The organism is Pseudomonas sp. efr-133-TYG-5, assembly GCF_030209175.1.
GTDB lineage: Bacteria > Pseudomonadota > Gammaproteobacteria > Pseudomonadales > Pseudomonadaceae > Aquipseudomonas.
In genome coordinates, this window is sequence record NZ_JARVSM010000006.1 from 392,141 (window position 1) to 405,386 (window position 13,246).

Consider the following 13,246-nt stretch of genomic DNA (forward strand, 5'->3'; position numbering starts at 1 on the left):
TTCTCCTCAGCAGTCCAGTGGGTTGCGTTTTTCCGGGTCGATCCCGAACTTGGTGATGGCCTCGGCCACGACTTTAGGTTCGATATCACCACGGTCAGCCAGTGCTTCCAGGGCTGCCAACACCACGAAATGACGGTCGACTTCGAAGAAATGACGCAGTTTCTTGCGGCTGTCGCTGCGGCCGAAACCGTCGGTGCCCAGGACTTTGAATTCCTTGGACGGTACCCACTGACGGATCTGCTCGGCGAACAGTTTCATGTAGTCGGTAGAGGCGATGACCGGACCTTTACGGCCGCTCAGGCACTCTTCAACGTAGCTCTGCTTAGGCTTCTGGCCAGGCTTCAGACGGTTGCTGCGCTCTACGGCCAGGCCGTCGCGACGCAGTTCGTTGAAGCTGGTGACGCTCCATACGTCAGCGCCGATGTTGAACTCTTCACGCAGAATCTTCGCCGCTTCACGCACTTCGCGCAGGATGGTGCCGGAGCCCATCAGCTGCACGTGATGCGCCGCATCGCGGGTGTCTTCTTCGAGCAGGTACATGCCTTTCTTGATGCCTTCTTCGGCACCGGCCGGCATGGCTGGCTGCTGGTACGACTCGTTCATCACGGTGATGTAGTAGAAGATGTCCTGTTGCTCTTCGGTCATCTTCTTCATGCCGTCCTGAATGATCACCGCCAGCTCGTAGCCGTAGGTTGGATCGTAGGTGCGGCAGTTCGGGATGGTCGCGGCCAGCAGGTGGCTGTGACCGTCTTCGTGCTGCAGGCCTTCACCGTTGAGGGTGGTCCGGCCGGCGGTACCGCCGATCAGGAAGCCACGGGTACGGCTGTCGCCAGCGGCCCAGGCCAGATCGCCGATACGCTGGAAGCCGAACATCGAGTAGAAGATGTAGAACGGCAGCATCGGCTGGTTGTGGCTGGAGTACGAAGTACCGGCGGCGATGAAGGAACTCATGGCGCCCGCTTCGTTGATGCCTTCTTCAAGGATCTGACCTTTCTGGTCTTCCTTGTAGAACATCACCTGGTCTTTATCGACTGGCTCGTAGAGCTGGCCGACGGACGAGTAAATGCCCAGCTGACGGAACATGCCTTCCATACCGAAGGTACGGGCTTCGTCCGGGATGATCGGGACGATGCGCGGGCCGATTTCCTTGTCCTTGACCAGTTGCGCGAGGATCCGCACGAAGGCCATGGTGGTGGAAATTTCACGGTCGCCGGAACCGTCGAGGATCGCCTTGAGGGTGTCCAGGTCCGGGGTCGGCACGCTGAAGCTCTGCGCGCGGCGCTGCGGCACGAAACCACCCAGGGCGGCGCGACGCTCGCTCAGGTAACGGGCTTCGGCGCTGTTTGGCTCTGGCTTGAAGAACGGCAGGTTCTCCAGCTCTTCGTCCTTGACCGGGATGTCGAAACGATCGCGGAACAACTTCAGGCTGTCGACATCGACTTTCTTGGTGTTGTGCGCAGTGTTTTTCGCTTCGCCGGCACCGGTACCATAACCCTTGATGGTCTTGGCGAGGATGACGGTCGGTTGTTCTTTGTGGTTGACCGCTTCGTGGTACGCCGCGTAGACCTTGTACGGGTCGTGGCCGCCACGGTTGAGTTTCCAGATCTCGTCGTCGGACAGATCGGCAACCATCGCTTTCAGTTCAGGCGTGTTGAAGAAGTGCTCGCGCACGAACGCGCCGTCTTTGGCCTTGTAGTTCTGGTACTCGCCGTCGATGACTTCGTCCATGCGACGTTGCAGGATGCCGTCGACGTCCTTGGCCAGCAGTGGGTCCCAGAAACGGCCCCAGATGACTTTGGTGACGTTCCACTGAGCACCGCGGAACACGCCTTCGAGTTCCTGGATGATCTTGCCGTTGCCGCGAACCGGGCCGTCGAGGCGCTGCAGGTTGCAGTTGATGACGAAGATCAGGTTGTCCAGCTTCTCGCGGCCGGCCAGGGAGATCGCGCCGAGGGATTCCGGCTCGTCGCACTCGCCGTCGCCGAGGAAGCACCAGACTTTCTGTTTGCCTGGCTGGATGAAGCCGCGGTGTTCCAGGTACTTCATGAAGCGTGCCTGGTAGATCGCCTGGATCGGACCCAGACCCATGGATACGGTCGGGAACTGCCAGAAGTCAGGCATCAGCCAAGGGTGCGGGTAGGACGACAGGCCCTGACCGTCGACTTCCTGGCGGAAGTTGTTCATCTGGTCTTCGGTGATGCGGCCTTCCATGAATGCGCGGGCGTAAACGCCTGGCGAGGTGTGGCCCTGGAAGTAGATCAGGTCGCCGCCGTGTTCGTCGGTCGGGGCCTGGAAGAAGTAGTTGAAGCCGATGTCATACAGGGTCGCACTGGAAGCGAAGCTGGAGATGTGACCACCCAGGTCAGAATCTTTCAGGTTCGTACGCATTACCATGGCCATCGCGTTCCAGCGTACCAGCGAGCGAATGCGGCGTTCCATGAACAGGTCGCCAGGCATGCGTGCTTCGTGGGTAACGGGGATCGTGTTGCGGTAAGGCGTGGTGATGGCGTAAGGGAGCTGCGAGCCGCTGCGGGTCGCGAGTTCGCCCATACGGGTCATCAGATAGTGAGCACGGTCTTCGCCTTCTTTGTCGAGAACCGATTCCAGGGCGTCCAGCCATTCCTGGGTTTCGACGGGATCGAGGTCTTGCATGGCTTGCTCCAGGGCGGAAAGGCTTCCAGAATCGGTTGCCTGAGTTTGCGACTGGCCTTGTGGGCAGACGATTTAAAATTCTTGGATTGCCGACAGGTTGTTCCGGCGGCGTGTAGTTTTACTACAAATCTTCCGGCATTTCAGCCTTTCGAATGTATAGACGAGTAGTAAAACTACAGATGAAAGGCTTGTGGCCTCCGACTGCGTTGTGAGAATAATCGTTAAGGTTGGTCTTTTGCCATCCGAAAAAGGTGAAAGTTTGATGCTGGCTGCCAAAGAAAAAGAAATTTCAGCTATTTCTAACTTTTGTTCGACAGTCCTTCGCGTAGCGGGTTTTCACCATTCACTACAAGCGGCCATTTACACGCCGATCAAGGATAGACCATGACCCTGCCCGTGCTTGCCGAACTGCCCGCCATTCTCCTGCCGTTGGTCACTCGATCCGAGCAGTCGTTCCGTACGGCGGTCGCCGCGCTGGAAGACGATCATGGCCTGGCATCCTGGACGGCGGAACGCTGGGCGCAATTTGCCCGCGTCAGCGCCGCCAGCGATTTCGTCATTGAACAGAGCGTTCGTGACCCTTTGATGTTGCTGGCGCTGGTGCAGTCCGGTGAGCTCGACCGGCCGTTCGCACCCGGCGAGCTGTGCGCGCAGATCGCGGCGGCGGTCGAGGCGGCGCAGACCGAGGACGAGCTGGGCCGCGCCCTGCGTCGCCAGCGAGCGCGGCAGCAAGTGCGGATCATCTGGCGCGACCTGACTCGCCAGGCCGATCTGGTGCAGACCTGCCGCGATCTCTCGGACATGGCCGACGCCAGTATCGACCAGGCTTATCAATGGCTGTACAGCCGCCATTGCCAGCAGTTCGGCACCCCGACCGGACGGCGCAGCGGCCTGCCGCAGCAGATGGTCATCCTCGGCATGGGCAAGCTCGGTGCGGTCGAACTGAACCTGTCCTCGGACATCGACCTGATCTTCGCCTACCCCGAGGGCGGCGAAACCGTCGGCGTGAAACGCGCGCTGGATAACCAGGAATTCTTCATTCGTCTCGGCCAGCGCCTGATCAAGGCGCTTGATCCGATGACCGTCGACGGCTTCGTGTTCCGCGTCGACATGCGCCTGCGCCCGTACGGTTCGTCCGGTGCCCTGGTGCTGAGCTTCAATGCGCTGGAGCAGTATTACCAGGATCAGGGCCGCGACTGGGAGCGCTACGCGATGATCAAGGCGCGGGTGGTGGCCGGCGATCAGGTGGCGGGCGCGCAACTGCTCGACATGCTGCGGCCGTTCGTCTACCGGCGCTACCTGGACTTCTCGGCGATCGAAGCGCTGCGCACCATGAAGCAGCTGATCCAGCAGGAGGTGCGGCGCAAAGGCATGGCCGACAACATCAAGCTGGGCGCCGGCGGGATCCGCGAAGTCGAATTCATCGCCCAGGCGTTCCAGCTGATCCATGGCGGGCGCGACCTCAGCCTGCAACAGCGGCCTCTATTAAAGGTGCTGAGCACGCTGGAGGGGCAGGGCTATCTGCCACCGGCCGTCATCGGTGAGCTGCGCGAAGGCTACGAATTTCTCCGTTATACCGAGCACGCGATCCAGGCGATTGCCGATCGGCAGACGCAGATGCTCCCGGACAGTGCGCAGGATCAGGCGCGCATTGCTTTCATGCTCGGCTTCGCCGACTGGTCCGCGTTCCATGAAAAACTGATGTTCTGGCGCGGCCGGGTGGCCTGGCATTTCGCCCAGGTGATCGCCGACCCGGACGAAGAGCAGGGTGCGGAAAGCGAAGTGGTGGTCGGCGGCGAATGGCTGCCGCTGTGGGAAGAGGCGCAGGATGAAGAGGCGGCGTGCCGCCAGCTCGAAGAAGGCGGTTTCGCCGATGCCACCAAGGCCCTGAAAGCCCTGGCGAGCTTGCGTGGCAGCCCGCAATTGCGTGCGATGCAGCGGCTCGGCCGCGAGCGTCTCGATGCCTTTATTCCGCGTCTGCTGGCCCAGGCGGTGGAGCACGACAATCCGGATCTGGTGCTGGAGCGCGTGCTGCCGCTCGTCGAAGCCGTGGCCCGGCGTTCGGCTTATCTGGTGCTGCTGACGGAAAACCCGGGGGCGCTGCGCCGGTTGCTGACACTGTGCGCCGCCAGCCCGTGGATCGCCGAACAGATCACCCGTTTCCCGCTGCTGCTCGACGAACTGCTCAACGAAGGGCGTCTGTTCAAGCCGCCGCTGGCGCCGGAACTGGCCGCCGAACTGCGCGAGCGCCTGACCCGCATCCCCGAAGATGATCTCGAGCAGCAGATGGAAGCCTTGCGTCACTTCAAGCTGGCGCACCGCTTGCGCGTCGCCGCTTCGGAAATCGCCGGCAGCCTGCCGCTGATGAAAGTCAGCGACTACCTGACCTGGCTGGCCGAGGCGATTCTCGAGCAGGTGCTGGCCCTGGCCTGGCGCCAGACGGTGGCCAAGTACGGTACGCCGTTGCGCACCGACGGCACCTTGTGCGATCCCGGCTTCATCATTGTCGGTTACGGGAAAGTCGGCGGGCTGGAACTGGGGCATGGTTCGGACCTGGACCTGGTGTTCATCCATGACGGCGATCCGCAGGCCGAAACCGACGGGCCGAAACCCATCGACGGGGCGCAGTTCTTTACCCGTCTCGGCCAGCGCATCATCCACTTGCTGACGGCGCAGACCAACTCCGGGCAGCTGTATGAAGTGGACATGCGCCTGCGTCCGTCCGGTGCGTCCGGGCTGCTGGTGAGTTCGCTCGGTGCATTTGCCCGCTATCAGGAAAACGAAGCCTGGACGTGGGAACATCAGGCACTGGTGCGGGCGCGGGTGCTGGTGGGCAGCCAGGATGTCGGCCAGGCGTTCGAGACCGTGCGTGCGCAAGTGCTGGGCAAGGCCCGCGATCTGGCGACGCTGCGCCAGGAAGTCAGCGAGATGCGCGCGAAGATGCGCGACAACCTCGGCAGCAAGAGCACCGCGGCCGGCACGGCGGCGAATGCCTTCGAGGCCACGGCGCCGTTCGATCTCAAGCAGGACGCCGGAGGTATCGTCGATATTGAATTTATGGTGCAATACGCGGCCCTGGCGTGGTCGCAAAGCCACCCGCCATTGCTGCGCTGGACCGATAACATCCGCATTCTGGAAGAGCTGGAACACGAAGGGCTGATGCCTGCCGAAGATGCCAGCCTGCTGCGCGAGGCCTATAAAGCCTACCGCTCCGCCGCCCACCGGCAGGCCTTGCAGAAGGACGCTGGGGTAATTGCAGGCGACCAGTTTGTCGAGGAGCGCCGACAGGTATTGCGGATCTGGAAAGAGTTGGGGCTAAGCTGAACCCGGTTTATGCAGCACCCCTGTGGGAGCGAGCTTGCTCGCGAAGACGGAGTGTCAGATGACACCGATGTCGGATGTGATGGCCCCCTTCGCGAGCAAGCTCGCTCCCACAGTGGATTTACAGGGTCTGTAGATCTGAAGTAAGGCGAACAAAACCATGTGGGAGCGAGCCTGCTCGCGATAGCGGAGTGACAGTCGACAGTCATGTTGAAGGTAATGACCCATCGCAAGCAGCGCCGCTCCCTCAGTGATTCTCGAGGCGGGGAGGCGTAAGGCCTCCCCGGTTCGTTTTTGGAAACCACATGAATATTCTGATCGTTGGGCCCAGTTGGGTCGGTGACATGGTGATGGCGCAGACACTGTTTCAGTGTCTCAAGCAACGCCACCCGCAGTGCGAGATCGACGTGCTGGCCCCCGAGTGGAGCCGGCCGATCCTTGAGCGCATGCCTGAAGTGCGCCAGGCCTTGAGCTTCCCGCTCGGCCACGGCGCGCTGGAGCTGGCGACCCGTCGGCGCATCGGCAAATCCCTGGCCGGCCAGTACGACCAGGCGATCCTGTTGCCCAACTCGCTGAAGTCGGCGCTGGTGCCGTTCTTCGCCGGCATCGCGAAACGCACCGGCTGGCGCGGCGAATTCCGCTACGGCCTGCTCAATGACGTGCGCACGCTGGATAAAGAACGTTATCCGTTGATGATCGAGCGTTTCATGGCCCTGGCCTACGAGCCGAACGCCGAGCTGCCCAAACCCTATCCGCGCCCGAGCCTGCAGATCGATCCGGTGACCCGCGAAGCGGCACTGGCCAAGTTCGGCCTGACCCTCGACCGCCCGGTGTTGGCCCTGTGCCCCGGCGCCGAGTTCGGCGAATCCAAGCGCTGGCCGTCCGAGCACTACGCCAAGGTCGCCGAGGCGCGGATCCGCGAAGGCTGGCAAGTCTGGCTGTTCGGCTCGAAAAATGACCACGCGGTGGGTGAAGACATCCGCGCACGGCTGATTCCCGGCCTGCGCGAAGAGTCGGTCAACCTCAGCGGCGGCACCTCGCTGGCCGAGGCCATCGACCTGCTGTCCTGCGCCGATTCGGTGGTGTCCAACGACTCCGGCCTGATGCACGTGGCCGCCGCGCTGAACCGGCCGCTGGTGGCGGTCTACGGCTCGACGTCGCCGGGCTTCACCCCGCCGTTGGCCGAGCACGTCGAAATCGTCCGCCTGGGCCTCGAATGCAGCCCGTGCTTCGACCGCACCTGCCGTTTCGGCCATTACAACTGCCTGCGCCAGCTGATGCCGGACGCGGTCAACGATGCCTTGCAGAAGCTGCAGGGCTCTGTGGTCGAGGTTCATTAAGTTGCGGGTATTGCTGATCAAGACTTCATCGCTGGGCGACGTGATTCACGCGTTGCCGGCGCTGACCGACGCGGCCCGGGCCATCCCCGGGATCAAGTTCGACTGGGTGGTGGAAGAAGGCTTCGCCGAAATCCCGACCTGGCACCCGGCCGTGGGCCAGGTGATTCCGGTGGCGATCCGCCGCTGGCGCAAGAACCTCTGGCAGACCCTCAAGAGCGGCGAGTGGAAGCGCTTCAAGCAAAGCGTGCGCGCCAGCCAATACGACCTGGTGATCGACGCCCAGGGCCTGCTGAAAAGCGCCTGGCTGACCCGTTACGTGAAAGCACCGGTGGCCGGCCTCGACAAAGGCTCGGCGCGCGAGCCGATCGCCGCACGTTTCTACGACCGCAGGCTGGCCGTGGCCCGTGGGCAGCACGCGGTCGAGCGTGTGCGTCAGCTGTTCGCCATCGCCCTCGGTTATGACCTGCCCAAAGGCCTGGGCGATTACGGTCTCAACGTCGAGCGGCTGGTCGAACTGCCGCGCAAGAACGCCTATGTGGTGTTCCTGCACGGCACCACGTGGGACACCAAGCACTGGCCGGAGGCCTACTGGCGCGAGCTGACCGAACGGGTCGGTTACCTGGGCGTCGCGGTCAAGCTGCCGTGGGGCAACCCGCTGGAGAAGGCCCGCGCCGAGCGCATCGCCGCCGGTTTCAAGCACGCCGAAGTGCTGCCGAAACTGAACCTCGCCGGCGTCGGCAAGGTGTTGGCCGGAGCGCAGGCCTGCGTTGCCGTGGACACCGGCCTCGGTCATCTGGCCGCGGCGCTGGATGTGCCGACCATTTCGCTGTTCGGCCCGACCAACCCGGGCCTGACCGGCGCCTACGGCAAGCTGCAGATCCACCTGGCCAGCGACTTCCCGTGCGCGCCGTGCCTGCAAAAGAAATGCACCTATCAACCGACCGCGCAGGATGCCCGTCAGTTTGACCTGAAACGCGAGCAGCCCCTGTGCTTCACGCGACTGAACCCCGAGCGTGTCGCCAGCCGACTGAGCACGTTGTTAATGGCTGAGGAGCTGCGTTGATGCAATTGGCTTTTGTCCTGTACAAATATTTCCCCTTCGGCGGCTTGCAGCGCGACTTCATGCGCATCGCCCTCGAATGCCAGAAGCGCGGCCACCAGATTCGTGTCTACACGCTGATCTGGGAAGGCGACGTGCCGCCCGGTTTCGAAGTGCTGGTGGCGCCGGTCAAGGCGTTCTTCAATCACCGGCGCAATGAAAAACTCACGGCGTGGATGGAAGCGGACCTGGCCAGGCGCCCGGTGGATCGCCTGATCGGCTTCAACAAAATGCCCGGGCTGGACGTCTACTACGCCGCCGACGGCTGCTTCGAAGACAAGGCGCAGAACCTGCGGCATTCGCTGTACCGCCGCTGGGGTCGCTACCGGCACTTCGCCGAATACGAGCGCGCGGTGTTCGCCAAAGAGGCGAAAACCCAGGTGCTGATGATTTCCGAGGTGCAGCAGCCGCTGTTCATCAAGCATTACGACACCCCGCTGGAGCGTTTTCACCTGCTGCCACCGGGCATTGCCCAGGACCGGCGGCGCCCGGCGGATGCCGATGAGATCCGGGCCGGTTTCCGTGCCGAGTTCGACCTCAAGGACGACGAACTGCTGCTGGTGCAGATCGGCTCCGGATTCAAGACCAAGGGTGTCGATCGCAGCCTGAAAGCGCTGGCCGCGCTGCCCGCCGACCTGAAGAAACGCACCCGGCTGTTTGTAATCGGCCAGGATGACCCCAAGTTGTTCCAGATGCAGAGTGCCACTTTGGGCCTGGGCGATAACGTGACGTTCCTCAAGGGCCGCAGCGATATCCCGCGTTTCCTGCTCGGCGCCGATCTGTTGATCCACCCGGCGTACAACGAAAACACCGGTACGGTGCTGCTCGAAGCGCTGGTTGCCGGGCTGCCGGTGTTGGTCAGCGCGGTCTGCGGTTACGCCCATTACATTGCCGAGGCGGATGCCGGGCGGGTGCTGGACGAACCGTTCGATCAGGCGCAGCTCACGCAATACCTGCGTGACATGTTGAGCGACAGCGCTGCACGGGCGGCCTGGAGCCGCAATGGTCTGGCCTTCGCCGAGTCGGCCGACCTCTACAGCATGCCGCAGCACGCGGCCGATGTGATTCTGGCGGAGCACGCTTAAATGAAGTTGATGCTGGCTGAACCGTTCAAAAGCCTTTGGGCCGGACGCGATCCGTTCGCCGAAGTCGAAGGCTTGCAGGGCGAGGTTTACCGCGAGCTGGAAGCTCGCCGGACTCTGCGCACGGAAGTCGACGGCAACGGATTTTTCGTCAAGATCCACCGGGGCATCGGCTGGGGCGAGATCTTCAAGAACCTGCTCACCGCCAAGCTGCCGGTGCTCGGCGCGGGTCAGGAGTGGCAGGCGATCCAGCGTCTGCAGGAAGTCGGCGTGCCGACCATGACCGCCGTGGCTTATGGCGAGAAGGGCAGCAACCCGGCCGATCAGCACTCGTTCATCGTCACCGAAGAGCTGGCGCCGACCATCAGCCTCGAAGATTTCAGCATCGACTGGGTCAAGAACCCGCCACAGCCGAAACTCAAGCGCGCGCTGATCGCCGAAGTCGCGCGGATGACCGGCATGATGCACCGCGCCGGGGTCAACCACCGGGACTGCTACATCTGCCATTTCCTCCTGCACACCGACAAACCGGTGACGCCGGAAGATTTCAAGTTGTCGGTGATCGACCTGCACCGCGCGCAGACCCGCGCAAAGATTACGCAACGCTGGCGCAACAAGGACCTGGCCGCGCTGTATTTCTCGGCGCTGGACATCGGCCTGACCCGTCGCGACAAACTGCGTTTCCTCAAAGGCTATTTCCAGCAGCCGCTGCGTCAGATCCTCGCCGAAGAAGCGCCGCTGCTGAGCTGGCTGGAAGGCAAGGCCAACAAGCTCTACGCGCGCAAGCAGCGCTACGGGGATGCGCTCTGATGGCGGGTTGGACTCTGGAACCGCAGTACAGCGAACTGAGCGAAGATTTCGGCAGCCTCGAAGCGGTGTTTGCCCTGCAGGGCGAACGTCTGACCCGCGATCCGCTGTCCGAAGTCATCCGCGTGCAGCGCAACGGCGTGAATTACTACGTCAAACGCTACGTCGGCGCCGGTAAAGGCTTGCGCCGCTACCTGGGCAAGCCACGGGTGAAGATGGAGTGGCAGAACCTCAAGCGCTTTGCCAAGTGGGGCATCCCCACCGCCGAAGTGGTGGCCTGGGGTCTGGAACGCCGTGGCGCGGCCTATGCCCGTGGGGCGATGATTACCCGCGAACTGCCGCGCACCGAAGACCTCTCGGCGCTGGCCGAACGCAACGATCCGAAACTCAAGGATCGCCTGTGGGTCGATGGCATCAGCCGGCAACTGGCCGGTTATACCCGGACCATGCACGACCACCGCTTCACCCATAACGACCTGAAGTGGCGCAACCTGCTGATCGACGATCAGGCGCAGCTGTTCCTGATCGACTGCCCGAACGGCGATTTCTGGCGCGGCTTCTGGCTCAAGTACCGGATCACCAAGGATCTGGCCTGTCTCGACAAGGTGGCCAAGTATCACCTGTCGAATACCCAGCGCCTGCGCTTTTACCTGCAATACCGCGGACGTGATCGGCTGAATGCCGCCGACAAGAAACGGATTCGCCACGTGGTGAGATTTTTCGAGGGACGCGAATGACTGATTTTCTCGCCGCTGAAGACCGTGCGCTGCTGGAGCGCCATGGCCTCGGCACTTTCGACGCGCTGTGGGCCAAACAGCTCGAAGCCGTGGACGAACCGAACACGGATGGCAGTGGCTGGAGCAGCGTGTTCCGCCTCGAGCTGGAAGGCCGCGGCTACTACCTCAAGCGCCAGAGCAACTACCTGACCCGCACCCTGCACGCGCCCTTCGGCGAGCCGACGTTCGCCCGCGAATTCCGCAATATCAGCCGCTACGGCAAGCTCGGTATTCCGGCGCTGCAGGCGGCGTTTTTCGGTCAGCGCAAGGTGGCCGGCGAGGTCCGTGCGGTGCTGCTGACCCGCGCGCTGGATGGCTGGGATGATCTCGATTCGCTGCTGCAGCGCTGGTCGAGCCTGAGCGCCGCGCAGCAATCGGCGATCCTCAACGCCTGCGGGCAACTGGCGCGGCACCTGCACGGCGTGCGTCAGGTGCATGGCTGTTTTTATCCGAAACATATTTTTCTGCAGGCCGACGGCGAGGCTTATCGCGCGCAGTTGATCGACCTGGAGAAAACCCGGCCGCTGTTGTTCGGTCAGCGCGATCGGGTCAAGGATCTGGAGCCCTTGCTGCGTCGTGCGCCCGAGTGGAGCGAGGCGCAGTTGCGCGAGTTGCTCGCGGCCTATCTCGACCAGCCTGCCAGCAGTTCGCTGGTCGACAGTTGGGTCACGCGCCTGACCGCCCGGCGCAGTCACAAGGAGACGCGTTGATGCAGTTGTCGCAACTGACAAGCGCCGGTCGCTCGCCGAGCCTGCCGCTGACGATTTCCCTGGCGGATGCGGCGGGGCCCGCCGATCTGCAACTGCTCAGCCTGCTGCGGGTGCTGCCGGGGCAGCGCTACGTCGGTGCCGGCGTGTGGCGCGGGCGCCCGGTGCTGGCCAAGTTGTTGGTCGGCAGCAAGGCGGCACGGCATTTTCAGCGGGAGCTGGACGGTGTCAGATTGCTCGCCGCACAGGGCATGACCACGCCATTGCTGCTGGCCGACGGCCTGCGGGACGGCGAGGGTGGCTGGTTGCTGTTCGAGTTTCTCGAGGGCGCGCAAAGCCTGGGCGATGCCTGGCAACAGGTCGAATCGTTGCCGGTGCTGGCCGACGAACAGTCGGCGGTGCTGGCCGAGGCCCTGGAGGCGATCGCCCGGCTGCACGGCAAGGGCCTGTGGCAGGAAGACCTGCACCTGGACAATCTGCTGCGGCATGGCGGTCGGTTGTACCTGATCGACGGCGCCGGCATTCGTGCGGAAAACGCCGGGCAGCCACTGTCGCGACAGAAAGTGCTGGAAAACCTCGGGGTGTTTTTCGCCCAGTTGCCCAAGGCGCTGGAGCCGTTCACCGAAGAGTTGCTGGTGTATTACCTGTTGGCCAACAGCGAGCACGCGTTGCCACTGGAAGCCTTGCAGAAGCAGATCGACAAGGTGCGGGCCTGGCGGTTGAAGGATTACCTGCTCAAGGTCGGCCGTGAGTGCACGCTGTTCAGCGTCAAGCGCGGGGCATTCGGCCTGCGCGCCATTCGCCGCGAGGAAGAGCCGGCCATGCTGCCGGTGCTGGCGCAGGCCGATGCCTTGCTCGACCAGGGCCACTTGTACAAGACCGGCGGCGCGGCGAGCGTCGGCAAGGTCGACGTGGCCGGGCGGGCGCTGGTGATCAAGCGCTACAACATCAAGGGTTTCGCCCATTGGCTCAAACGTTTCTGGCGGCCGAGCCGGGCCTGGCATTCGTGGCGTGAAGGCAATCGCCTGGCGTTTCTCGGCATCGCCACGCCGAAGCCGCTTGCGCTGCTGGAGACGCGGTTTTTCTGGCTGCGCAGCCGGGCGTACCTGGTCACCGAGTACCTGCCGGGGCCGGACATCATCGAGCGCTTTGCGCCTTACGTGGACAGTGGCGCCGCGCCGGAAGCCGAGTTGCAGGCGCTGGAGCAGTTGTTTGCGCGGTTGATTGCCGAGCGCATCAGTCATGGCGATTTCAAGGGCCACAACCTGTTCTGGCAGGACGATCGCTGGGCGCTGATCGATCTCGACTCGATGTGCCAGCACGGCTCCCTGGGCAGCTTCGCCCCGGCCTATGCCCGTGATCGCGCGCGTTTCATGCGCAACTGGCCTGAAGGCAGCGCGCTGTACCAGGTCATTGATCAGCGTCTGCCCAAAGACCTTTCCCACGCCTCGTGAATGGGCCG

At 63.1% G+C, this 13,246-nt stretch carries 9 protein-coding genes; 8 read left to right on the forward strand and 1 reads right to left on the reverse strand.

Annotated features, from left to right (window positions below):
• Nucleotides 1-6: 6 nt before the first annotated feature.
• Nucleotides 7-2,652, reverse strand: coding sequence for a pyruvate dehydrogenase (acetyl-transferring), homodimeric type (gene aceE, locus QRN70_RS20765; protein WP_285419771.1), 2,646 nt, complete (start codon nt 2,650-2,652; stop codon nt 7-9).
• Nucleotides 2,653-3,036: 384 nt separating this feature from the next.
• Here aceE and glnE point away from each other — a divergent pair, with 384 nt between their 5' ends.
• The 8 genes from glnE to QRN70_RS20805 all read left to right on the forward strand — a co-directional run bounded on the left by glnE (nt 3,037) and on the right by QRN70_RS20805 (nt 13,238).
• Nucleotides 3,037-5,976, forward strand: a complete 2,940-nt coding sequence (gene glnE / locus QRN70_RS20770) for a bifunctional [glutamate--ammonia ligase]-adenylyl-L-tyrosine phosphorylase/[glutamate--ammonia-ligase] adenylyltransferase (RefSeq protein ID WP_285419772.1) — start codon at nt 3,037-3,039, stop codon at nt 5,974-5,976.
• A 302-nt stretch (nt 5,977-6,278) separates the two neighbouring features.
• Nucleotides 6,279-7,313 carry a lipopolysaccharide heptosyltransferase II gene (gene waaF / locus QRN70_RS20775; protein ID WP_285419773.1) on the forward strand — a complete coding sequence of 345 codons (1,035 nt, stop codon included), beginning with the start codon at nt 6,279-6,281 and terminating at the stop codon, nt 7,311-7,313.
• Between the two features lies 1 nt (nt 7,314).
• A complete protein-coding gene (waaC, locus tag QRN70_RS20780; RefSeq protein ID WP_285419774.1) occupies nt 7,315-8,376 on the forward strand; it encodes a lipopolysaccharide heptosyltransferase I in 1,062 nt (353 codons plus the stop codon).
• Nucleotides 8,376-9,497 carry a glycosyltransferase family 4 protein gene (locus QRN70_RS20785; RefSeq protein WP_285419775.1) on the forward strand — a complete coding sequence of 374 codons (1,122 nt, stop codon included), beginning with the start codon at nt 8,376-8,378 and terminating at the stop codon, nt 9,495-9,497. Before waaC ends, QRN70_RS20785 begins: the two co-directional genes overlap by 1 nt.
• Complete coding sequence (gene rfaP, locus QRN70_RS20790; protein WP_285419776.1) at nt 9,498-10,304, forward strand: lipopolysaccharide core heptose(I) kinase RfaP; 807 nt, start codon at nt 9,498-9,500, stop codon at nt 10,302-10,304.
• Complete coding sequence (locus QRN70_RS20795; protein WP_041065844.1) at nt 10,304-11,038, forward strand: lipopolysaccharide kinase InaA family protein; 735 nt, start codon at nt 10,304-10,306, stop codon at nt 11,036-11,038. The genes rfaP and QRN70_RS20795 overlap by 1 nt, the downstream gene beginning before the upstream one ends.
• On the forward strand, nt 11,035-11,787 hold the full coding sequence (locus tag QRN70_RS20800) for a lipopolysaccharide kinase InaA family protein (protein WP_285419777.1): 753 nt from the start codon (nt 11,035-11,037) through the stop codon (nt 11,785-11,787). Before QRN70_RS20795 ends, QRN70_RS20800 begins: the two co-directional genes overlap by 4 nt.
• Entirely contained in the window at nt 11,787-13,238 is a 1,452-nt protein-coding gene (locus tag QRN70_RS20805) for a lipopolysaccharide kinase InaA family protein (RefSeq protein ID WP_285419778.1), read from the forward strand. Before QRN70_RS20800 ends, QRN70_RS20805 begins: the two co-directional genes overlap by 1 nt.
• The last annotated feature ends 8 nt before the right edge of the window (nt 13,239-13,246 follow it).